Annotated in this window: 22 protein-coding genes; 18 read left to right on the top strand and 4 right to left on the bottom strand. The window is 68.1% G+C overall.

What is annotated here, in order from left to right; translation table 11 throughout:
- The first annotated feature begins 9 nt into the window (after window positions 1-9).
- Window positions 10-993 carry a UDP-glucuronic acid decarboxylase family protein gene (locus HRV97_RS13915; protein WP_174194881.1) on the top strand — a complete coding sequence of 328 codons (984 nt, stop codon included), beginning with the start codon at window positions 10-12 and terminating at the stop codon, window positions 991-993.
- A 92-nt stretch (window positions 994-1,085) separates the two neighbouring features.
- Window positions 1,086-1,574, top strand: a complete 489-nt coding sequence (locus tag HRV97_RS13910; protein ID WP_223176859.1) for a DUF892 family protein — start codon at window positions 1,086-1,088, stop codon at window positions 1,572-1,574.
- Between the two features lie 46 nt (window positions 1,575-1,620).
- Here the strand turns inward: HRV97_RS13910 and uvsE are convergent, their stop codons facing one another.
- Complete coding sequence (gene uvsE / locus HRV97_RS13905; RefSeq protein ID WP_246248743.1) at window positions 1,621-2,790, bottom strand: UV DNA damage repair endonuclease UvsE; 1,170 nt, start codon at window positions 2,788-2,790, stop codon at window positions 1,621-1,623.
- A gap of 125 nt (window positions 2,791-2,915) precedes the next feature.
- On the opposite strand from uvsE, the gene HRV97_RS13900 reads away from it, so the two are divergent.
- The 5 genes from HRV97_RS13900 (at window position 2,916) to HRV97_RS13880 (ending at window position 8,745) form a co-directional block, all read left to right on the top strand.
- Window positions 2,916-5,261: a GH92 family glycosyl hydrolase gene (locus HRV97_RS13900; RefSeq protein ID WP_174194879.1), complete on the top strand. Its 2,346-nt coding sequence runs from the start codon at window positions 2,916-2,918 to the stop codon at window positions 5,259-5,261.
- Window positions 5,262-5,808: 547 nt separating this feature from the next.
- Window positions 5,809-6,792: a phosphogluconate dehydrogenase (NAD(+)-dependent, decarboxylating) gene (gnd, locus tag HRV97_RS13895; RefSeq protein ID WP_174194878.1), complete on the top strand. Its 984-nt coding sequence runs from the start codon at window positions 5,809-5,811 to the stop codon at window positions 6,790-6,792.
- Window positions 6,792-7,607 carry a Cof-type HAD-IIB family hydrolase gene (locus HRV97_RS13890; RefSeq protein ID WP_174194877.1) on the top strand — a complete coding sequence of 272 codons (816 nt, stop codon included), beginning with the start codon at window positions 6,792-6,794 and terminating at the stop codon, window positions 7,605-7,607. The genes gnd and HRV97_RS13890 overlap by 1 nt, the downstream gene beginning before the upstream one ends.
- Complete coding sequence (locus HRV97_RS13885) at window positions 7,604-8,350, top strand: HAD-IIB family hydrolase (RefSeq protein ID WP_174194876.1); 747 nt, start codon at window positions 7,604-7,606, stop codon at window positions 8,348-8,350. The genes HRV97_RS13890 and HRV97_RS13885 overlap by 4 nt, the downstream gene beginning before the upstream one ends.
- A gap of 14 nt (window positions 8,351-8,364) precedes the next feature.
- Complete coding sequence (locus HRV97_RS13880; RefSeq protein WP_343044518.1) at window positions 8,365-8,745, top strand: hypothetical protein; 381 nt, start codon at window positions 8,365-8,367, stop codon at window positions 8,743-8,745.
- Between the two features lie 315 nt (window positions 8,746-9,060).
- Here the strand turns inward: HRV97_RS13880 and HRV97_RS13875 are convergent, their stop codons facing one another.
- Together HRV97_RS13875 and HRV97_RS13870 are read right to left on the bottom strand one after the other, a co-directional pair.
- Window positions 9,061-9,870 carry an inositol monophosphatase family protein gene (locus tag HRV97_RS13875; protein WP_343044517.1) on the bottom strand — a complete coding sequence of 270 codons (810 nt, stop codon included), beginning with the start codon at window positions 9,868-9,870 and terminating at the stop codon, window positions 9,061-9,063.
- Window positions 9,863-11,209, bottom strand: coding sequence for a TldD/PmbA family protein (locus HRV97_RS13870; RefSeq protein ID WP_174194875.1), 1,347 nt, complete (start codon window positions 11,207-11,209; stop codon window positions 9,863-9,865). Before HRV97_RS13870 ends, HRV97_RS13875 begins: the two co-directional genes overlap by 8 nt.
- 148 nt (window positions 11,210-11,357) lie before the next feature.
- On the opposite strand from HRV97_RS13870, the gene HRV97_RS13865 reads away from it, so the two are divergent.
- Complete coding sequence (locus HRV97_RS13865) at window positions 11,358-11,765, top strand: DUF559 domain-containing protein (protein WP_174194874.1); 408 nt, start codon at window positions 11,358-11,360, stop codon at window positions 11,763-11,765.
- Window positions 11,766-11,846: 81 nt separating this feature from the next.
- Here HRV97_RS13865 and ubiA read toward each other — a convergent pair whose 3' ends face one another.
- The gene (gene ubiA / locus HRV97_RS13860; protein ID WP_223176881.1) at window positions 11,847-12,707 is read right to left on the bottom strand and encodes a 4-hydroxybenzoate octaprenyltransferase; all 861 of its coding nucleotides are present in this window, start codon (window positions 12,705-12,707) and stop codon (window positions 11,847-11,849) included.
- 240 nt (window positions 12,708-12,947) lie between these two features.
- Between ubiA and HRV97_RS13855 the strand changes: the two genes are divergently transcribed.
- The 10 genes from HRV97_RS13855 to metC all read left to right on the top strand — a co-directional run bounded on the left by HRV97_RS13855 (window position 12,948) and on the right by metC (window position 21,392).
- The gene (locus HRV97_RS13855; protein WP_223176857.1) at window positions 12,948-13,352 is read left to right on the top strand and encodes a DUF2147 domain-containing protein; all 405 of its coding nucleotides are present in this window, start codon (window positions 12,948-12,950) and stop codon (window positions 13,350-13,352) included.
- Between the two features lie 117 nt (window positions 13,353-13,469).
- Window positions 13,470-13,634, top strand: a complete 165-nt coding sequence (locus tag HRV97_RS13850; protein ID WP_174194873.1) for a hypothetical protein — start codon at window positions 13,470-13,472, stop codon at window positions 13,632-13,634.
- Entirely contained in the window at window positions 13,634-14,377 is a 744-nt protein-coding gene (locus HRV97_RS13845) for a 16S rRNA (uracil(1498)-N(3))-methyltransferase (protein ID WP_174194872.1), read from the top strand. The genes HRV97_RS13850 and HRV97_RS13845 overlap by 1 nt, the downstream gene beginning before the upstream one ends.
- 10 nt (window positions 14,378-14,387) lie before the next feature.
- Window positions 14,388-15,314 (top strand): thymidylate synthase, encoded by a 927-nt coding sequence (thyA, locus tag HRV97_RS13840; RefSeq protein ID WP_343044516.1) that lies wholly within the window; start codon window positions 14,388-14,390, stop codon window positions 15,312-15,314.
- An 11-nt stretch (window positions 15,315-15,325) separates the two neighbouring features.
- Window positions 15,326-16,081 (top strand): SDR family NAD(P)-dependent oxidoreductase, encoded by a 756-nt coding sequence (locus HRV97_RS13835; RefSeq protein ID WP_174194871.1) that lies wholly within the window; start codon window positions 15,326-15,328, stop codon window positions 16,079-16,081.
- 10 nt (window positions 16,082-16,091) lie between these two features.
- Window positions 16,092-16,559 (top strand): dihydrofolate reductase, encoded by a 468-nt coding sequence (locus HRV97_RS13830; RefSeq protein WP_174194870.1) that lies wholly within the window; start codon window positions 16,092-16,094, stop codon window positions 16,557-16,559.
- Between the two features lie 48 nt (window positions 16,560-16,607).
- Window positions 16,608-17,534, top strand: coding sequence for a bifunctional riboflavin kinase/FAD synthetase (locus tag HRV97_RS13825; RefSeq protein ID WP_174194869.1), 927 nt, complete (start codon window positions 16,608-16,610; stop codon window positions 17,532-17,534).
- Between the two features lie 25 nt (window positions 17,535-17,559).
- Window positions 17,560-19,101, top strand: a complete 1,542-nt coding sequence (locus HRV97_RS13820) for a cryptochrome/photolyase family protein (protein WP_174194868.1) — start codon at window positions 17,560-17,562, stop codon at window positions 19,099-19,101.
- A gap of 255 nt (window positions 19,102-19,356) precedes the next feature.
- Window positions 19,357-20,202, top strand: a complete 846-nt coding sequence (locus HRV97_RS13815; protein ID WP_174194867.1) for a sulfurtransferase — start codon at window positions 19,357-19,359, stop codon at window positions 20,200-20,202.
- Window positions 20,199-21,392 carry a cystathionine beta-lyase gene (metC, locus tag HRV97_RS13810; protein ID WP_174194866.1) on the top strand — a complete coding sequence of 398 codons (1,194 nt, stop codon included), beginning with the start codon at window positions 20,199-20,201 and terminating at the stop codon, window positions 21,390-21,392. Before HRV97_RS13815 ends, metC begins: the two co-directional genes overlap by 4 nt.
- Window positions 21,393-21,401 lie beyond the last annotated feature (9 nt).

Here is a 21,401-nt window from a genome sequence, read left to right as displayed (position 1 = left end):
GAGAAGAACATGGACACCATCCTGGTCGCCGGCGGCGCGGGCTTCATCGGATCGCATCTGTGCCGCGCGCTGAGCGACGCCGGCCACCGCGTCATCTGCCTCGACAATCTGCAAACCGCGCGGCCGTCGAACCTGAAGCTGCTGGAGGACCTGCCGAACTTCACCTTCGTCGAGGGCGATATCGTCAACGCGCTGCCCGCCGCGGTCACCGAGGCCGCCAACCTCACGCGCATCTACAATTGCGCCTGCGCCGCCTCGCCGCCGCAATATCAGGCCGACCCCGAGCACACGATGCTGACCAACGTCGTCGGCACCAACCACCTTCTGCGGCTCGCCGAGCGGACCGGCGCGCGCTTCCTGCTCACCTCCACCAGCGAGGTCTACGGCGATCCCGAAGTTCACCCGCAGGTCGAGGGCTATCGCGGCTGGGTCAGCTGCACGGGACCGCGCGCCTGCTACGACGAGGGCAAGCGCGCGGCCGAGGCGATGACGTTCGACTTCGCGCGGATGAACCGCGCTCAGGTACGCGTCGCACGCATCTTCAACACCTACGGCCCGCACATGCACCCCGACGACGGCCGCGTCGTCTCCAACCTGATCTGCCAGGCACTCACGGGGCGCGACATCACGATCTACGGCGACGGCACGCAGACGCGCAGCTTCTGCTACGTGTCCGACATGGTGCGCGGGCTGATCGCGCTGATGGAAAGCGACATCGACGGGCTGGAGCCGGTCAACATCGGCAACCCCGACGAATTCACCATCAACGAACTGCTCGACATGGTGCTCGAACTCGTCCCCACCACCGGCAAGGTCGTCAACGCCCCGCTACCGCAGGACGACCCGCGCCGCCGCCGCCCCGACATCACGCGCGCACGCGACGTGCTCGGCTGGTCGCCGCGCGTGTCGCTTAGCGAGGGTCTGCCGATGACAGCGGAATGGTTCGCGGAAGAAGTCGGCGCCGAGGTCAGCCTACGCGAAGCCGCGGAATAGTCGCGCCACGGAACCCACGGGGGAGGGGAGGGATTGTCCCAACAGCACGCCGCTCTGGCGCGCGCCTCCCCACCAATTCGCGAGGGTTACCCGTGCCGGACATCAAGCATATCTACACCCAGTCGCTCGAGAACACGCACGCCGCCGAGACGCAGGGCCTGCAGCAAATGAACGCGCAGATCCCGCAGCTGGATGACTATCCCGAATATCAGGCGCTGCTGCGCGGCCACGTGTCCACCACCGAAGCGCAGTTGACGCAGATCGAGCAGGCGCTGTCGGACGTCGGCGCGAGCAAGCCCGCACTGCGAGAAGCGGTGACCAGCGCGGTCGGCCTGGTCGGCACCGCGGTGCACGCGGTCACCCCCGACACCACGCTCAAGAACCTCTACGCCGGCTACGCCTTTCAGGGCGAACAGATCGCCGCCTACACCTCGCTCGCGGTGATCGCGGAGCAGGCGGGCTACGGCCAGCACACCGGCTGGATCAAGTCGTTCGTCGAGGACGAAAAGGCCGCGGCGAAGAAGGTCGAGCAGATCATCCCAACCGTCACCGAGCAATTCCTCGCCAAGCACCGCTCGTAACGCATCAGCCGATCCGGTCGCGCGCGTGCGCGACCGGACGTGCCATTTACTCCGCCGCCTCCAGCATCGCCCCACCTTCGCCGTCGCCCTCATCCACGTCGGGCGTGTCCTCGGTGTCGACGCCCTTCTCCAGCGCCGCCTCGTCCGCCGCGAATGCCTCGGCATCCTCGGGATAGATGCCGAACCGCGCCGCCACGTCGGGGGCGAAGCGCAGCAGATCGGGGCGCAGTTTCAGCAGGCTGACGTCCTTCGACTTGCCCTCCATCATCACGTCGAAGACGAGTCCCTCAGCCATCCGCATGAAGGTCGCGAACTCGAACGGGTTGGTGAAATCGGCGTGACCGGTCCAGATCGGCGGGCGCAACACCGTCTTCACGCGCGCGTTCGCCTTGACCGGTGCCTTGGTCAGCTCGCCCTTTCTGGTCGTCTTGCCGCTCGCGCGCTGTTTCGCGGTGATCTTCTGCTTGATCTCGCGCATCTCGGTGCGCGGGGACGAGAAATGCATCTTTGGCCTTACCCCCTCCGGCCAGGTCGCCAGGAACTTCTCGAACGTCGCCCGCATGTCGAGCCGCTCGGGGTTCAGGCACCAGAAATGCTGATAGTCGAACACGAGCCGCACGCCCGTCCGCTCTTGAATCCACAGCGCATCGGCGGCCGAGAAGCGGATGTCGTCATTCTCCAGCACCAGCCGCCGCTGGACATGCTCGGGGCATTTCTCCCATCCCTCGATCCAGCGCGCGCGGCTCGCGTCATGGTCGTCGTACACGCCGCCGACGTGGGTGATCATCACCGCCTCGTCGTCCAGCCCCATCCGGTCGAGCATCTCCGCCTGGCTCGACAGGTCCCAGATGCTCTTCTCGGTCAACGCCTCGTTGGGGCTGTTGAGCAGCACGTACTGCGACGGGTGGAACGACAGCCGGATGTCGAGTTCGCGCGCCTTCTTCCCGAATGCCGCCAGCTCCGCGTCGCTCTCCGCCACCATGTTGTGGAATTGTGGCATGTCGGGGTGCGTCGCGTACGGCGCGAGGTCTGACGACATGCGGTACATGTCGAGATTCTCTTTCGCGAGATAGTCGAGGATCTTCGACACCTCTTCGAGCGAGCATTTGAGATGCGGGTCCTTCTGCCACCGCCGCGTGTCGTTGCTCTTGAAGCCGGGCTTGCCCATCTCCTTGACGGGAAAGCCTAGGCGCATCGGGCGACTGGGGTCGGTCATCGTGGTTCCACTCGTGCTGATTGATCCACCCAACGCCCCACCACGCCCGCATGTTGCGCGCCCGTGCTGGGCTAAGACCTCGCGCCGTCTTCCCCCCACGCGCCGACCGCGGCACAAGGTTCGCCATGACGCTCGCCCGCCGCTGCCTGTCCGCCATCCTCACCCTCTCGCTGACGATGCCGCTCGCCACGCCGGTCGCGGCACAGCGCGAGCCCGATCCGCTCAGCGCTGTCGACCCGTTCATCGGCACCGGCGGGCAGGGGCACACCTTTCCCGGCGCGGTCGCGCCGTTCGGCATGGTGCAGCTCTCGCCCGACACCGACACCAATTGCGTCCTGCGCGACTGCTACCCGCACGCCGCGGGCTACCGCTACGAGGACGCGACGATCCAGGGTTTCTCGCACACGCACTTCTCGGGCGCGGGGCACAGCGATCTGGGCGACTTCCTGCTGATGCCCGCGACCGGCGCGACCGACGCAGTCAAGCTGGAGCCCGGCGACCCGAAGCAGCCCGGCTCCGGCTATCGCTCGCGCTTCAGCCACCGCAACGAGCAGGCGACGCCCGGCTATTATTCGGTCCAGCTCGACGACGCGCGCGTCCGGGCCGAGTTGACCGCGGGCACGCGCGTCGGCGTCCACCGCTATACCTTTCGCTCAAGCGACGAGGCGCACCTGATCCTCGACCTGCGCTCCGGGCTCTACAATTACCCCGGTAAGACACTCTGGTCTTCGATCCGCCTGCGTCCCGACGGCACGATCACCGGCAGCCGCCAGACGCGTGGCTGGGCACCCGACCGGCAGATGTTCTTCGCGATGCGTTTCTCGAAGCCCGTCACCAACCACGCCTTCGTCAGCACCGAGGCCGACGTGACCTACAGGGGGTTTCAGGGCCCCGGCCGCGGCAGCGACCGCGTGATGGAGCGCGCCGGCCGCGCGCTCGTCGCGCGGTTCGACTTCGGCAAACTCGGCGACCCGCTGGAGGTGACCGTCGCGATCTCGAGCGTCGACGAGGACGGCGCAATCGCCAACCTCCAGGCAGAGAGCGGCGGCTTCGACGCGGTGCGCAAGGGCACGACCGCGGCGTGGAAACAGGCGCTCGGCGTGCTCGACGTGGACGGCGACACGTCGATGCGCAAGAACGTGATGACCGCGCTCTACCACAGCCTGATCGCACCCTCGGTCACCAGCGACGTCGACGGGCGCTGGCGCGGCCCCGACAATCAGGTCCACCGAGCGGAAGGCTACACGCAGCGCTCGACCTTCTCGCTATGGGATACGTTCCGCGCCGAGCATCCGCTGCTCACCCTCGTTCAGCCCGCCGAGGTCAATTCGCAGATCATCCGCTCGCTGCTCGCCAGCCAGCAATATTCGCCCGACGGCATCCTTCCCGTCTGGCAGTTCCAGGGACGGGAGACGTGGACGATGATCGGCTACCATTCGGTCCCGGTCATCGCCGACGCCTATCTGAAAGGCATCCGCGGCTTCGACGAAACGCAGGCGCTCGCGGCGATGATCCGCAGCGCGACCTACGCCCCCTATGGCGGACTCGCCGACTTGCCGGTGCTCCACTACGTGCCGATCGACCGCGAGCCAGAGGCGGCATCGAAGACGGTCGAATACGCCTATGACGATTGGACGATCGCGCAGATGGCGCGCGCGATGAAGCGCGACGACGTCGCCACCTGGTTCGACGCGCGGTCGGCCTACTGGCGCAACACCTTCGACCCCAAGACGGGCTTCGTCCGCGCGCGGAAGGCCGATAGCACATTCCGCGAACCGTTCGACCCCACCGCGATCAACTACGGGTCGGACTATACCGAAGGGAATGCGTGGCAATATTCCTGGTTCGTGCCGCAGGATCAGGCCGCCTTGTTCGAGGCAATGGGCGGTGACCAGGCCGCGGTGACCAAGCTCGACCAGATGTTCGACTACGACAATTCCAAGCTCGACTATAGCCACGCGGAGGACATCGCCGGGCTGATCGGCCAGTATATCCACGGCAACGAGCCGAGCCACCACGTCGCCTATCTCTACGACCACGCCGGGCAACCGTGGCGGACGCAGTATCGGCTGACGCAAATCGTCAATTCGCAGTACAAACCGACGCCCGACGGCCTCGCCGGCAACGACGATTTGGGGCAGATGTCCGCCTGGCTCGTCTTCACCGCACTCGGCTTCTATCCCGTGACCCCCGGCAGCCTCGAATATGCGATCGGCCGACCGTTCGTCCGCCGCGCCGCGCTCACGCTGCCCAACGGCAAGCGCTTCACGGTCGTCGCCGACAATTTCGGCCAGTCGCGCCCGTATATCGGCGCGGTGGTGCTCAACGGTCGCCCGCTCGAGCGCAGCTACCTGACCCACGACGAGATCATGGCGGGCGGCGAACTCCGCTTCGCGATGGCGGCCGAGCCCAACTACAAATGGGCCACCGACAAACGCGCGCGCCCCTTCTCCGCCTCGGTAAAACGCTGACGCACCCGCCTCACTCGTCATCCCAGGCTCGACCCGGGATCCCGCTACCTTCTCCCAACTCGCCAGAAAGCGGGACCCCGGATCAAGTCCGGGGCGACGTAGGAGAGGGAGGACTTACCCTCCACCACGCGCCGTCATGCTGAACTCGTTTCAGCATCCATCCTGCCTTGATCGTCCAAGCCGGCCCGAACTCACCCCAAGCTGTCCTACACCGCCGTCGCTCGTTAGACCCCACCACGCGCCTCGGCGTCCGCTCTTTCACACCGTCGACCCGCCACGCACCGCATCGCCGCCGCCCCCGCAACGACGCGCATTGGCGTGACCTTAGCGTGACCTTCCGACCAGCTTGACGCGGCTCTATCCGGTCGCACACCGTTCTGGCCTGGCCGTCCGCTGACAGCCCCACCCGTGCGGGCGCGCATTGGTGTGACCTTCGCGTGACCTTTCGCGTGGCCGACGCCGCACCACCCTTCGCCCCGCCGGTCCGCCCGCGCGCGGAACCTTGCCCGGCCTCCCGCTTTACGCGCAGCAACGTCAGGAGTGCTGTATGAAGATGGTGATGATCGGCCTCGGCCGGATGGGCGGCAACATGGCCCGCCGCTTGATGGACAAGGGACATGAGATCGTCGCCTTCGACCGCGACGCCGATGCAGTCGCCAAGCTGGTCGAGGCGGGCGCGGAGGCCGCGACCTCGGTCGACGACGCGCGCGCCAAGGCGGGCTCGCCCGTCATCTGGTGGGTCATGGTCCCCGCGGGCGAGATCACCGAAGGCGTGATCGACAGCATCTGCGAGAATGCGGCCGAGGGCGAGATCGTCATCGACGGCGGCAATTCCTTCTACAAGGACGACATCCGCCGCGCCAAGGCGCTGGCGGAAAAGGGCGTCCACTACGTCGACGTCGGCACCTCGGGCGGCGTTTGGGGCCGCGAGCGCGGTTATTGCATGATGATCGGCGGGCCGGCGGACATCGTCCAGCAGCTCGACCCGATCTTCTCGACCCTCGCGCCGGGCATGGGCTCGATCGAGCGCACCAAGGGCCGCTTGGGCGACGCGACCGATCCGCGCGCGGAGAACGGCTACATCCACGCCGGCCCCGCGGGCGCGGGCCATTTCGTGAAGATGGTCCACAACGGCATCGAATACGGGCTGATGCAGGCCTATGCCGAGGGCTTCGACGTGCTCAAGGGCAAGGCGTCGGACAAGCTGCCCGAGGACCAGCGCTACGACCTTAACCTCACCGACATTGCCGAGGTGTGGCGCCGCGGCAGCGTGATCTCGTCGTGGTTGCTCGACCTGACCGCGCTCGCACTCGCCAAGGACGGCAAGCTCGACGGCTTCTCAGGCCATGTCGCCGATTCGGGTGAGGGCCGCTGGACGATCGACGCCGCGATGGAGGAAGCAGTGCCGTTGAACGTGCTCAGCGCCGCCTTGTTCGCGCGCTATCGCAGCCGCGTCGACCACACGTTCGGCGACAAGGTGCTATCGGCCATGCGCTTCGGCTTCGGCGGCCATGTCGAGATCCCGCAATAATGACCATTCGCCTCATGGTGTCCGATGTTGACGGCACGCTCGTCGACCAGGACAAGCAACTCACACCCGCGACGATCGCGGCGGTGAAGCAATTGCGCGATGCCGGCATCGCCTTCACCGTCATCAGCGCGCGGCCGATGTCGGGCATCCAGCCGCTGCTCGAACCGCTCGAACTCGACGAGGACGTCGGCGCCTTCAACGGCGGCATCGTGTTTCGCCGCGACGGCACGATCGTCAGCCGGCACACGATCGCCGAGCATGTTGCGCGCGGGGTGATCGACATGGCCGCGGGCGCGCAGGTCGACACCTGGGTCTTCGCCGACGACCAGTGGTTCGCGACCGACGGCGACGGCCCGCACACCGCGAGCGAGCGCGTCAGCTCGAACCAGGAACCCGTCGTCCGACCCGACTTCGACGACCTGCTGGCGCGCGCGGACAAGATCACCTTCGTCAGCGACGACGAGGATCACCTGCGCGCGCTCTACGACCAGACACACGGCCGCTACGGCGAGCAGGCGACGATCGCACAGTCGCAGACCTACTATCTCGACGTGACTGCATTGGAGGCGAACAAGGGCGACGGCGTCGCAGCACTTGCCAAATCGAACGGCGTCGACCTCGCCGACACCGCGGTGATCGGCGACCAGCGCAACGACCTGCCGATGCTCACCCGCGCCGGCCTCGCGATCGCGATGGGCAACGCGCCCGACGACGTGAAGGCGGTTGCGAGGAATGTCACTCGCGCCAACGACGAGGATGGCGTAGCGCACGCCATCGAAACGATCATCCTTCCTACTTTGGAGACCACCACGTGAAAGAACTCGTCGCCTTCGACCTCGACGGAACGCTCGCCGAGAGCAAGCAGGCGATCAAGGAGGACATGGGCGAGGCGCTGGCCGATCTGCTCCAGGTCGCGCATGTCGCGGTGATCTCGGGCGGCGACTGGCCGCAGTTCGACAAGCAGGTGGCGAGCCGCCTGCCCGCGCGCGCCGACCTGTCGCGCCTGTGGCTGATGCCGACCACCGGCACCAAGCTCTACACCCACCAGTCGGGCGAGTGGACCACCGTCTACGCCGAACTGTTCGACGACGAGACGAAAAAGAACATTATCGAAGCGTTCGACGCCTCGCTAGAGGCGACCGGCTTCGTGCCTGAGGAGACCTGGGGCGAGCGGATCGAGGATCGCGGCTCGCAGATCACCTTCTCCGCGCTCGGCCAGCAGGCGCCGGTCGAGGCGAAGGAGAAGTGGGACCCTGATTTCGCCAAGCGCAAGGTGATCCAGGCCGACCTCAAGAAGCGCCTGCCCGAGCTGTCGATCAACATGGGCGGCGCGACCTCGATCGACATCACGCAGAAGGGTGTCGATAAGGCGTATGGCCTCAAGCGCCTGCGTGACGAGAGCGGTATCGCGCTCGACAAGATGATGTTCATCGGCGACGCGATCTTCCCCGGCGGTAACGATTATCCGGCCAAGGAGCTCGGGCTCGACACCGTCCGCGTCCGCGATCCGCACGATACGCTTTCGGTGATCGCGACGATCGTCGCCTGCCAGAAATAAGCCCGAGCGCCTGCGTGGACATCGCGAAACTGTGGACCGACTTTACCGTCTGGGTCGGGGATGGCACGGGTCTGCCCGACACGATCCTCCACGTTCACGCAGGGCTGGCCGTACTGCTCATCGCGCGGCTGGTCACCGGCCGCTCGCTCGGCACGCTGATCCCGCTCTCCGTCGTCGTCGCGGCGGAGGCGGGGAATGAGATACTCGATCGGATGCACTACGGCTCATGGCGCTGGTCCGACACGCTCGGCGACATTGCCAACACGCTGTTCTGGCCGGTCGTGATCTGCCTGGCGGTGCGCCTGCGCCCCATGGTCGCGCGCGACGTGGCGGGTCACAGCACCGCGCCCCAGCCGCTACCCGAACGCGACCACCCACCGATCATCGTCGGCTAAGGTCGCCAAACTTCCGGCAAGCTACCTTCTCGCCGGCGCGTCACCAACGTTATCCGTGACGCAAGATTAGTTTCCGAGCGCTTCAACTCATCGTCATCCCGGACTTGATCCGGGATCCCGCTACCTTCTCCCGCCCTGTCAAAGAAGCGGGACCCCGGATCAAGTCCGAGATGACGGGAGAATGTGGCCCGAACTGATGTGGGACACGCACGGGCATACAGCGGATCGACTTGTTGCGTCTATGCGATCGCTGCTGGGCGACAGGCAAACAATCCTGAACGGCGCGTCAGTTCACCCAATGCCATGCTGCGTGAACTACCGGATCACCGCCCGCGCGCGTCCCGCCAACCGCGCCACCGCTGCCGCGTGGATGCCGCGCGTGCTGGTCAGCACCCCGAACGCATGCGGATCGGGCTTGTTGAACGCCAGCGGCGCGCCAAGTGCGTCCGTCACGCTCGCGCCCGCTTCCTCCGCCACCAGCGCGGCGGCGGCGATGTCCCATTCGTTGCCCCAGCGCATCGTCGCGACCAGGTCGGCACGGTCAGCCGCGACCATCGCCATGCGCAGCGCGATCGAGTTCGGCTTCTCCACCGCCACCAGGTCGCGGTCGACCTTGGGCAGCGCGTCCGCCGGCACCCGCGCGCCGGTGATCTCGCAACGTCCGCCTGCGCGCAGCACCGCGCCGTTCAGCGTCGCGCCACCGCCCGCGACTGCGCGCCACACCTCGCCGCGCGCGGGCGCGTCGAGCAAAGCGATCACCACGCGTCCGTCCTCGACCAGCGCCACTGATACGCACCAGCCGGCACGTCCGCGGATATAGTCGCGCGTGCCGTCGATCGGGTCGACCACCCACACCCGGCTGGCCGCCAGACGATCGGCGCTGTCCGCCGTCTCCTCCGACAGCCATCCGGCATCGGCTAGCAACGCGTTCAACCGCGCGTGGAGCATCCGGTCGACGTCCAGATCGACCTCGCACACCGGGCTGCCGTCGCTCTTTTCCGTGCGCGCGAAATCGGTCCGCCAGCGCGCCATCGCCATCGCCGCCGCCTCGCGCACGACACCGGCGACCGCATCGGCCAGCAGGTTCCGATCGGCGGCGCTTATGTCAGTGGGCGCCTCAGCCACCCGCCACCGTCATGCCGTCGATCCGCAGCGTCGGCACGTTGATCCCCTGGCGGAACTCGAGGTCGTTCGCCGGCACCAGCGCGCGGAACATGTCGCGCAAATTGCCCGCGATCGTGAACTCGGCGATCGGTCGCGTGATCTGGCCATCCTCGATCAGGAACCCCGCCGCCCCACGACTGTAATCGCCGGTCACGCCGTTGACGCCCTGTCCGATCAGCTCGGTGACGTACACGCCAGTCGTGATATCCTCGATCAACGTCGCGACCGGCACGTGCCCCGCCTGCATGAACAGGTTGCTCGTCGTCACACCCGGCGAGCCACCGACACCGCGCGCGGCATGACCGGTCGGCGCCAGCCCGAGCTGCCGCGCCGACGCGCTGTCGAGCAGCCACGTCTCCAGCATCCCGTTCTCGATGATCGAGCACGGCGACACTGGCAGCCCTTCGCCGTCGAACGGACGCGAGCGCAGGCCGTGCGGGCGGTGCGGATCGTCGCACACGCTCACACCGGGCGCGAACACCTCGGTGCCCAGCGCATCCAGCAGGAAGCTCGTCTTGCGCGTGATCGCCGTGCCCGAGATCGCGCCGATCAGGTGGCCGAGCAGGCTCGAGCCCACACGCGGGTCGAACACCACCGGCATCGCGCCGCTCGCCACCTTGCCCGGATCGAGCCGCGCCACCGCGCGCTCGCCCGCGCGGCGTCCGATCTCGTGCGGCGCGTCGAGCCGTGCGCGGTGCCGCGCCGAGTGGAAGGCGTAATCGCGCTGCATCCCGCCGCCCTGTCCGGCGATGACGCTCGCCGACACGCTGTAGCCGGTCGTCGTATACGCGCCCGCGAAGCCATGGCTGGTCGCGAGCGCCCACACAACCGACGACGCGCCCGCGCCACCGCCCTCGCTGTTGGTCACACCCGGCACACTGCGCGCGGCTTCCTCTGCCTGCGACGCCAGTTCACGCAGTTCGGCGGGTGTGACGGCGCCATCATCAGCAAGGTCGAGCAGCGGCGCCGCGCCATGCATCAACCGCTCGGTCGGCGCGAGGCCTGCCCATTGATCCTCGGGCGCCTCGCGCGCCATCGCCACCGCGCGCTCGACCAGCGCATCCATCGCCGCCGACGACAGGTCGGAGGTCGACACGCTCGCCGAACGCTGCCCGACGAACACCCGCAGCCCCAACTCCTCCGCCTCCGAGCGGCCCACATCCTCCAGCTTGCCGAGCCGCACCGACACCTCGCTCGATGCGTCGGCGGCGAACACCGCATCGGCCGCATCGGCACCCGCGGCGCTGGCACGGCGGACGATATCCTGGGCGCGCTCCTGCGCCTGATCGGGGGTAAGCATGGGCAGCGACTTAGGGGGCGGGCGCACGGGATACTAGGGTTAGAGGCTAAACGGATAAGCTGGATGCGATCCCTTGATCTCCCCTCCCTGCAAGGGAGGGGCCGGGGGTGGGTAGCCGCTCGCGCTGCCCTATCCTAAACTCCCCTACGTGCAACGGATCCCACCCGAGCTGACCACCAACGCGCGCCGAATGCGTCAAGAGCCCACGCGCGCCGAGCACAACCTCTGGCAGCACCTACACACCGTGCGTCCACGTTTCACACGCCAGCTCGTTATCGGCCACTACATCGTCGATTTCGCCTGTCGCTCGCTGAAGCTCATCATCGAACTAGACGGCGGCCAACACGCCACGCTCGCCACTGACTTGGAGCGAACCCGCTATCTCGACGCGCAGGGTTGGACGGTGCTCCGTTTCTGGAACAACGATGTGCTCGGGAACGCGGACGGAGTCATGGCAGCGATCCTAGAAGCGGTGGCGCGCGCCTCGACCCACCCCCAACCCCTTCCTTGCAAGGAGGGGAGTTTGCCCTGTCCTACACGCGGCCACCCAGCCTAATTCGCCCCGCTCTTTCTCAGCACCGAACATCACCCCGCGCGCGCACCTGCGTTGGCGCGTGACCTTTGCGACCTTCCGCCCCTACAACGGCGTCCCCACCACCACACAGGCGAGGAACATCAACACCCCCGCGAACCGGTTCGACCGAAACCGCGCCAGCGCCCCCGCGCCATCGTCGGGCGTGAGCGTCGCGACCTGCCACGCTAGATGCCCCGCCACCGGCAGCAATGCCGCGAGCGCCAGCGAATCGGCGCGCACCTGCCACAAGGCCGCCGCCCAGAGCGCAACCGCGAGCGCGTAGCAGACGCCCACGCCGCCACGCACGTGCCGCCCCATGCGTAGCGCCGACGACCTTATCCCGACCAGCGCGTCGTCCTCGCGGTCCTGCAATGCGTAGATCGTGTCGTAACCAACCACCCAGAAGATGCTGCCCGCATACAGCAGCACGCCGCCCACGCTCAGCCACCCCCACGTCTCGGTCCACCCGACCAGCGCCGCCCAGGAGAACACCAGCCCCAGCCACACCTGCGGCCACCACGTGATCCGCTTCATGAACGGGTACGCCGCGACCGGAAGGATCGCCGCGACCGACACGATCGCGGCGGGCAGGTGCAACTGTACCAGCACGACCAGCCCAATCAGGCACAGCAGCAGCAGCCACACCCAGGCCGCGCGCATCGACACCGCGCCGCTCGCGAGCGGGCGGTTGCGCGTCCGCGCGACGCTCGCGTCCAGATCGCGGTCGATTATGTCGTTGTAGACACAGCCCGCGCCGCGCATCGCAATCGCGCCGACGAGCAGCCACAGGATTAGATCCCAGCGCTCCACGGCACCGCCCGCCAGTGCAACCGCCCAGGCGCCCGGCCAGAACAGCAGCCACCAGCCGATCGGCCGATCGAACCGCGCCAGCAGCGCGAAGCCGCGAAGGCTGCGCGGCAGCAGCGCGACCAGCCCGCGATGCTGGCTGTCAGGGGTAACCTGAGCGGACTTAGTCTGGGCGGTGGCGTTCCCGCCGGCTCGAGGCGGGTCGATATTCGGGGTGGGGGCGGACGTCACGAAACCGTCCTATCGCCAATCACGCTGCACCGCCAACAGCCGACACCGGCAGCTTGGCTGTGATGGTACGTCTGGTCTGGAATGACTGCCTTATATCGTGCCGATCGCGCCCCTATCTTCCTCGTCATGAAGCGTATGATCCTCGCCGCCCTTGCCGTCGCTATGGCTTCGCCCGCGATCGCCGCACCCGTCGCCACCCCCGCCGGCACGTGGCGCAACGCGCGCGACAGCGTCCGCATCCGCGTCGCACCGTGCGGCGCCGGACTATGCGGCACCGTCGTCGCGGCCGACCAGCGCGCGCGCGACGATGCGGCGGCGGGCGGCACCGATCGGCTGATCGGCACGCAATTGTTCCGTGATTTCCGCCGCGGCCCGGGTGGTGCGTGGCAGGGCACGGTGTTCGTCCCCGATCACGGGCAGGAGTTCGATGGCACGCTGGCGCTGCAAGGCGCGAACACGCTGGTCGGCACCGGATGCGTCCTGCCGGGCCTGTGCAAGTCGCAGACTTGGACCCGCGTCGCCGCCAAGTGACGCGCCCGCGCGCCGGGTGACCACGAGGGCGGATTGCGGTATGCGGCGTTGCTAATGCCGCACCGTTCCGCACCTCCGTCGCCGCGGCGTTCAGTGACGCATGGGGCCACCCGCTAGATGGTCCACATCTCGGTCGCGATCGGCCGTTTCTTCGAGGCGTTGTTCTTCGCGATCGTGCGCGTCGCGGGAGTCGTGACCGGCGTGGTGCTAGGGGTTGCGCTGTCGGGCGCGATCCTGTTTCTCGGCGCGCGCTGGCTGATCGTGCGCGGACGGAGGAAATAATGGGAGCGACCCCTGCCTGGCCGCCGCGCTCGACCCCCCGGCTGTTCGTCGACGCGCCGCTCGCCCCCGGCGCGCTGACGCTGTCGGGTCCGCAGGCGCATTACCTCGTCTCGGTCATGCGGATGAAGGCGGGCGATCCGGTCAAGCTGTTCGACGGCGCGAGCGGCGAGTGGCTGGCGGTCGCCTCGCACCTGGCGCGCCGCGACGTGACGCTCGACGTGCAGCAGCAGCTCGCCCCGCTCGAACACGTCCCCGACCTGTGGCTCTGCGCCGCGCCGTTGAAGAAGGGCCGCGTCGACTGGATGGCGGAGAAGGCGTGCGAACTGGGCGTCGCGCGGCTCGTCCCCGTCGTCACCAGGCGTACCGTAGTCGACAAACCCAACACCGAACGGCTCGCGGCGCATATGGTCGAGGCGGCCGAGCAATGCGGCCGCACCGCCGTACCCGCGGTCGCCGAGCCGGTGAAGCTCACCGCGCTGCTGCGCGACTGGCCCACGACACGCCACCTGTTCTTCGCCGACGAACTGGGCGGTACGCCGGCAGCCGAGGCGATGCGCGGCGCGCCCGGCTCGGCCGCGATCCTGATCGGCCCCGAAGGCGGCTTCGACGACGACGAGCGTGCCGCGATCCGCGCACTGCCGCAAGCGGTTCCCATCGCGCTCGGCCCCCGCATCCTGCGCGCTGACACCGCCGCGGCTGCCGCGATCGCGGTGTGGATGGCGAGCGCGGGCGATTGGCGGTAGCACCGGCACCGTGACCGAATCGCACTACGAACACCAGTATCTCGATCTCCTGCGCCGCGTGTGGGAGGAGGGCGACGAGCGCCGCGACCGCACCGGCGTCGGCACCCGCGCGATCTTCGGCCCGCAGCTGCGCTTCTCGCTCGCGGACGGCGCGATACCGCTCCTCACCACCAAGCGCGTCGCATGGAAGACAGCGGTGCGCGAGATGCTGTGGTTCCTGACCGGCGACACCAACATCCGCGCGCTGGTCGAACAGAAGGTTCACATTTGGACCGACTGGCCGCTCGACCGCTACCGCCGCGCGACCGGCGACGAGGTGACCCGCGATGCGTTCGAGGCCCGCATCCTTTCCGATGACGATTTCGCCGCCGAGTGGGGCGACCTCGGTCCCGTCTACGGCAAGCAATGGGTCGACTGGCCGACCTACGAACCCGCCGGTGACGATCTCTATCGTCGGGGTACCGGCATCAACCAGATCGCCGAGTTGGTCGAGGCGATCCGTACCAATCCCACCTCGCGCCGGCTGCTGTTCACCGGCTGGAACGTTGCCGAGGTGAACCGCATGGCGCTGCCGCCGTGCCACATGACCTATCAGTTCTTCGTGAGCAACGGCCGACTGTCGGGGCTGTTGTGGCAGCGCTCGTGCGATCTCGGGCTCGGTTTCGCGTTCAATGCTTTCTCCGCCGCGATGCTCGTTCACATGCTGGCGCAGCAGTGCGATCTGCTGCCCGGCGAACTGGTGTGGAGCGGGGGCGATGCGCACGTCTACCTGAACCACGAACATCTGGTGCGCGAGCAACTGGCGCGCGAGCCGCGCGGGCATCCGCGGCTCGAACTGCTGCGCCGCCCGCCCTCGATCTTCGACTACACGATCGACGATTTCCGCGTCGTCGACTACGATCCGCACCCGCACATCGCCGCGCCGGTCGCGGTATAAGGGGAGGGCAGATGGCATTCGACCTGACCGGGCGCGTCGCGCTTATCACCGGAGCGTCGTCAGGGCTGGGCGCGCATTTCGCTGAGCTGTTCGTTGCCAGCGGCGCACGGGTCGCAATCGGCGCGCGGCGCGTCGAGCGGGTCCAGGCGCTCGCCGACCGGCTCGGTGACGCCGCACTGCCGCTTGAGCTCGACGTCACCGACGAGGCGTCGATCGCTGGCGCCTATGACGCCGCCGAGGCGCATTTCGGCACCGTCGACACGATCGTCGCCAACGCGGGCCAAGCCAATCCCGGCCGCTCGACCGACCTGTCCGCCGACCTCATCCGCTCAACGATCGACACGAACTTCACCGGCGTGTTCCTGACCGTCCGCGAGGGCGCGCGTCGCCTGATCGCCGCCGGTGCGCGCGAGCGCGGGCACGGCCGGGTCGTGCTGATCGGATCGATGACGTCGCACCAGACCGCGACCGGTGACGCTGCTTATGCTGCGAGCAAGGCCGCGGTCGCGCATCTCGGGCGCAATTTCGCGCGCGAGTGGGTGCGCGCCGGCATCAACGTCAACACGATCCAGCCCGGCTACATCCAGACCGAGATCAACGGCGACTGGTTCGCGACCGAGGGCGGCCGCGCGCAGATCGCCGGATGGCACCGCCGCCGCCTGCTGCCGATCGACGCGCTCGACGACATGCTGACCTTCTTCGCCTCCGACGCCTCGGCGCACGTCACCGGCAGTGTGATCGACGTCGACGACGGACAGTCGTTATGAGCCGCACGAGGTGAGCGTCATCTTCGTCCTCGCTCGCGCGAAGAACGGCGTGATCGGCGTTGATGGCAAGCTGCCGTGGCACCTCCCCGCCGACTTGCGCCATTTCAAGGCGCTGACTACCGGCCGCGCGATGGTGATGGGACGCAAGACGTTCGAGAGCTTTCCGGCCCCGCTGCCCGGCCGCCGCCACGTCGTGCTGACGCGCGACCGTAGCTGGAAGGCACCGGGCGCGGAGGTGGTCCACGATTCCGCCGCCGCGCTCCGCATCGCGGGCGCACACGTCGCGGTGATCGGCGGCGCGGAGATCTTCGCGCTCTATCTGCCCCGCGCCGACGCGATCGAGCTGACCGAGGTTCACGCGACACCCGAGGGCGACGCGATCGTGCCCGCGTTCACCGGCTGGCGCGAGGTATCGCGCGTTGATCACCCGGCGGAGGGCACGCGCCCCGCCTACAGCTTCGTCCGGCTGGAGCGGTGAGCGCCCGCGGACTTGCCGCCCGCCACCGCGCACCCTAGAGCGCCCGGCATGGAGCGCCTCGACGGCAGCGCCCCGGTCCCGCCGCATCTCGCCGGCGGCGTCGTCGCGCTCGGTAATTTCGACGGATTTCACCTCGGCCACCAGGCGGTCGTCGCGCGCGCGGTCGAGCGCGCGCGGGCCGAAGGGCGGCCCGCCCTCGTCGCCACCTTCGATCCCCACCCGGTGCGCTTCTTCCGCCCCGACACCGCGCCGTTCCGTCTCTCCACGCTCGACCAGCGCGAGCGGTTATTCGCCGCCGCGGGCGCCGATGCGACCGTCGTCTTCTCTTTCGACGCCGCCTTTGCCGCGCTGACCGCCGAGCAGTTCGTGGTCGAGCGGCTGGTCGATCGGCTGCAGGTCGCGGGCGTCGTCACCGGGGAGGATTTCACCTTTGGCAAGGGCAAGGTCGGCGATGCGGCGGGTCTCGCGGCGTTCGGCAACGCACTCGGCTTCACCGCCGAGACGGTCGGTGCGGTCGCGCTCCACGGTGAGACGGTGTCCTCCACTCGCATCCGCGAGCTGCTGCGCGCCGGCGACCCCGCGGGCGCGGCGCGGCTGCTCACGCGACCCTTTGCAATCGAGGGCGTGGTGCAGCACGGTGACAAGGTCGGCCGCACCATCGGCTATCCGACCGCCAACCTCGACATGGGCAAGTATCTGCGACCCGCCTACGGGATCTACGCGGTGCGTGGGCACCTGCCGGACGGGCGCGTGCTGAACGGCGCTGCCAATCTCGGCATCCGCCCCCAGTTCGAGCCGCCGAAGGAATTGCTCGAACCCTTTTTCTTCGACTTCTCCGGCGATTTGTACGGCCAGTGCATCGAGGTCGAGCTGATCGAATTTCTCCGCCCTGAGGCGAAGTTCGACAGTCTCGACGCATTGATGGCGCAGATGGACGCCGATTGCGCGCGCGCCCGCGCGATCCTGGAGCGCTGACGCCCCAACATGCGTTTGGGCGCGCATGACCACGCTCGTCCCCGTCCTCGGCGATCAACTCACCTTGACGCTATCGTCGCTCGCCGCCGCGGATAAGGCGGACACGGTCGTGCAGATGATGGAGGTCGCCGACGAGACGACCTACGTCCGCCATCACAAGCAGAAGATCGCCTTCATCCTGTCTGCAATGCGCCATCATGCTCAGACGCTGCGCGACGCAGGCTGGCAGGTCGACTACGTCCGGTTCGACGACCCAGACAACAGCGGCAGCTTCACCGGCGAGGTCGCGCGCGCGGTCGCGCGTCACGCGCCCGATCGCATCATCGTGACCGAGGCGGGCGAGTGGCGCGTGCGCGCGATGCTCGACGCGTGGGAGACGTTGTTCGGCGTGCCCGTCGACATCCTGACCGACGACCGCTTCATCGTCACCCACGCCGACTTCGAGGCCTGGGCCGCGTCGCGCAAAATCCTGACCATGGAATATTTCTATCGCGCGATGCGTCAGCGCACCGGCGTGCTGATGGACGGCAAGGACCCGGTCGGCGGGCAGTGGAACTTCGACAAGGAGAATCGCAAGCCGGCGAACAAGGACCTGTTCATGCCGCAACCGCTCGCGTTCCGGCCCGACGCGGTGACGCAGGACGTGCTCGACCTCGTCGCCGCGCGCTTCGCCGATCATCCAGGCACGCTCGACGGCTTCGACTATGCCGTCACCGCCGAGGATGCCGCGCGTCAGGCCGACACCTTCTTCGCGCACGCGCTGGAGAAGTTCGGCGATTACGAGGACGCAATGCTGACCGGCGAGCGCCATTTGTGGCACTCGATCCTCTCGCCTTACCTCAACGCCGGGCTGCTCGATCCGCTCGACCTGTGCCGCCGTGCCGAGGCGGCGTACCGCGCGGGCAAGGCGCCGATCAACTCGGTCGAGGGCTACGTCCGCCAGATCCTCGGCTGGCGCGAGTATATGCGCGGCATCTACTGGCGCGAGGGGCCGGACTATGTCGAGCGCAATTACTTCGGGAACACGCGCGCACTGCCCGATTGGTATTGGACCGGCGAGACCGACATGCATTGTCTCCGCGAAGCGCTCGGCCAGACGCTCGCCACCGCGCACGCGCACCATATCCAGCGGCTGATGGTCACCGGCAATTTCGCGCTGCTGATCGGGGCCGACCCTAAGCAGGTCCACCTCTGGTATCTCGAAGTCTATATCGACGCCTACGAGTGGGTCGAGCTGCCCAACACGCTCGGCATGAGCCAGTTCGGCGACGGCGGGCTGCTCGGCTCGAAACCCTACGCGGGCTCGGGCGCGTACATCAACCGCATGTCCGATTATTGTGCGCACTGCCGCTACGACGTGACCAAGCGCGTCGGCGAGGACGCCTGCCCGTTCAACGCGCTCTACTGGGACTTCCTCGCGCGCAACGAGGACAAGTTGCGCCCCAATCGCCGCATGGCGATGCCTTACCGCACCTGGGACCGGATGAAGCCCGAGACCCGCAGCGAGACCCGCGCGCAGGCGGCGGCGTTCCTCGACCAACTCGACGCGAGCGGCCCGCCTTACTGAGTTCAGCACTCCCCTCCCTGGAAGTGAGGCGTCGGGGGTGGGTAGGTTGCGCATGGAACCCTGATGATTGCCGTTCAGATCAGGTCCGACCGGTGCAGCACTCCACCGTCATCCCGGACTTGATCCGGGATCCCGCTTACCTTCACCCGAGCGCCGCAGAAGCGAGACCCCGGATCAAGTCCGGGGTGACGAGGTAGAGCCGATCCCGGCCCAACCCACACTGGCGCCATCTCCACACCCCGCTATGCTGCCGGCATGGACCCGCTCGTCTCCACCCAGTGGCTCGCCGATCACCTGAGCGACCGTGACCTACGCGTTGCCGACGCGACCTATCACATCGATCTCCCCGGCGAGCCGAAGCGCGACGCCGCGGCCGAGTTCGCCGCCGGGCACGTGCCGGGCGCAGTATTCATGGACCTCGCCGGCTTCTCCGACCCGGACAGCCCGCTCCCCTCGACCATGCCGAACGCGGCGCGTTTCGCCAGCCGAATGGCGAAGCTCGGGCTCGGCGACGGGTTGCGGATCGTCCTCTACGACGACGCCTCGCACATCACCGCCGCGCGCGCCTGGGTGATGCTGCGCGCGTTCGGCTTCAGCGATGTCGCGATCCTCGACGGCGGTCTGACCAAGTGGCGCGCGGAAGAACGACCGCTCGACCTCGGCGCGCACACCATCCGTCCGCGCCACGCGACCCCGCGCGCGCAGGGCAGCAACATCGCCGACATGGCGCAGGTACGCGCTGCGCTGAATAGCGACACGCAGATCGTCGACGCCCGCGGCGCGGCGCGCTTCACCGGCGCGGAGGCCGACCCGCGCGCGGGCGTCGCGCCCGGCCACATCCCCGGCGCGCGCAACCTACCGTATAAGCAGGTCTTCAACCCCGATGGCACGTGGAAGCGCGGGCAGGACCTGCGCGCCGCCTTCGCCGCCGCCGGCGTCGATCCTGACCGCCCGATGCTGATGACCTGCGGTTCGGGCATCACCGCCAGCATCCTCGCCTTTGCCGCGCATCTGCTGGGGCAAGAGGCCGCGGTCTACGACGGCAGCTGGACCGAATGGGGCGCCGACCCCGCCACCCCCAAAGCGACGGGCGAAGCATGAGCGACCACGAAGATCTCCGCCCCGACACGCGCGTTGTCACCGCCGGCCGCCGGCCCGAATGGACCGCGGGTGTCGTCAACACGCCGGTGTGGCGCGCCTCGACCATCCTCTACGACGATGTCGCGCACCTGCGCGCGAGCGGCGCGGCCGACACGCATCACCGCCCGTTCTACGGCCGCCGCGGCACGCCGACGCAGTGGAGCCTCGCCGACGCGCTGACGTCGCTGGAGCCTGGTGCGGAAGGTACCTTCCTCTACCCCTCGGGCGTCGCGGCGATCGCCGCCTGCCTGATGGCGGTGCTGTCACCCGGCGACGAGCTGCTCGTGCCGGACAGCGCCTATGACCCGACGCGCTCGATGGCGACCGGGTTGCTCAAACGCTTCGGCATCGCTGCGCGCTTCTACGATCCGCTGGTGGGCGCAGGCATTGCCGAGTTGATCGGCCCCACCACGCGCGCGATCTTCATGGAATCGCCCGGCAGCCTGACGTTCGAGGTGCAGGACGTGCCCGCGATCGTCGCCGTCGCCAAGGCGCGCGGGATCGCGACGATTCTCGACAACACTTGGGCGACGCCGCTGTTCTTCCCCGCGATCGCTAAGTGTGTCGATTATTCGATCCTCGCCTGCACCAAATATGTCGTCGGCCATTCGGACGTCATGCTCGGCTCGGTCACGGCCGGCCCGGGCCGTTTCGCCGCCCTGCGCGACACCAGCTTCCAGCTCGGACAGGTCACCAGCCCCGACGACGCCTGGCTCGGCAGTCGGGGTCTGCGCACCATGTCGGTCCGCCTGCGCCAGCACCAGGCGAGCGCGCTCGAGATTGCCCACTGGCTCGATGCGCGCCCCGAAGTATCGCGCGTCCTCCACCCTGCGCTGCCGTCCTGTCCAGGGCACGGCATCTTCGCGCGCGACTTCCTCGGCTCGTCGGGGCTATTCTCGTTCGCGCTGAACGGCGGCGACGAGCGCGCGCGCGCCGCGCTGATCGACACGCTCGACCATTTCGGCATCGGCTACAGCTGGGGCGGCTATGAGAGCCTCGCGCTCCCGATCGACCCCGCGCGCTATCGCACCGCGACCAGGCCCGACTTCGCTGGATCGCTGGTGCGGCTGCAGATCGGGCTGGAGGACCCGGCCGACCTCATCGCCGACCTCGAACGCGGCCTCGCGGTGTTCCGCGCGACGCAGGGGTAAGCCGGGCCA

The sequence above is a fragment of the Sphingomonas hominis genome (assembly GCF_013328205.1).
GTDB classification, from domain to species: domain Bacteria; phylum Pseudomonadota; class Alphaproteobacteria; order Sphingomonadales; family Sphingomonadaceae; genus Sphingomonas; species Sphingomonas hominis.
This window is presented reverse-complemented; position numbering and strand designations above follow the sequence as displayed.

Coding starts and splice junctions, on each gene's coding strand:
- HRV97_RS13915 (WP_174194881.1), top strand. CDS start 10: ATGGACACCATCCTGGTCGCCGGCGGCGCGGGCTTCATCGGATCGCAT.
- uvsE (WP_246248743.1), bottom strand. CDS start 2,790: ATGACCGACCCCAGTCGCCCGATGCGCCTAGGCTTTCCCGTCAAGGAG.
- HRV97_RS13900 (WP_174194879.1), top strand. CDS start 2,916: ATGACGCTCGCCCGCCGCTGCCTGTCCGCCATCCTCACCCTCTCGCTG.
- gnd (WP_174194878.1), top strand. CDS start 5,809: ATGAAGATGGTGATGATCGGCCTCGGCCGGATGGGCGGCAACATGGCC.
- HRV97_RS13890 (WP_174194877.1), top strand. CDS start 6,792: ATGACCATTCGCCTCATGGTGTCCGATGTTGACGGCACGCTCGTCGAC.
- HRV97_RS13870 (WP_174194875.1), bottom strand. CDS start 11,209: ATGCTTACCCCCGATCAGGCGCAGGAGCGCGCCCAGGATATCGTCCGC.
- HRV97_RS13855 (WP_223176857.1), top strand. CDS start 12,948: ATGAAGCGTATGATCCTCGCCGCCCTTGCCGTCGCTATGGCTTCGCCC.
- HRV97_RS13850 (WP_174194873.1), top strand. CDS start 13,470: ATGGTCCACATCTCGGTCGCGATCGGCCGTTTCTTCGAGGCGTTGTTC.
- HRV97_RS13845 (WP_174194872.1), top strand. CDS start 13,634: ATGGGAGCGACCCCTGCCTGGCCGCCGCGCTCGACCCCCCGGCTGTTC.
- HRV97_RS13835 (WP_174194871.1), top strand. CDS start 15,326: ATGGCATTCGACCTGACCGGGCGCGTCGCGCTTATCACCGGAGCGTCG.
- HRV97_RS13825 (WP_174194869.1), top strand. CDS start 16,608: ATGGAGCGCCTCGACGGCAGCGCCCCGGTCCCGCCGCATCTCGCCGGC.
- HRV97_RS13820 (WP_174194868.1), top strand. CDS start 17,560: ATGACCACGCTCGTCCCCGTCCTCGGCGATCAACTCACCTTGACGCTA.
- HRV97_RS13815 (WP_174194867.1), top strand. CDS start 19,357: ATGGACCCGCTCGTCTCCACCCAGTGGCTCGCCGATCACCTGAGCGAC.
- metC (WP_174194866.1), top strand. CDS start 20,199: ATGAGCGACCACGAAGATCTCCGCCCCGACACGCGCGTTGTCACCGCC.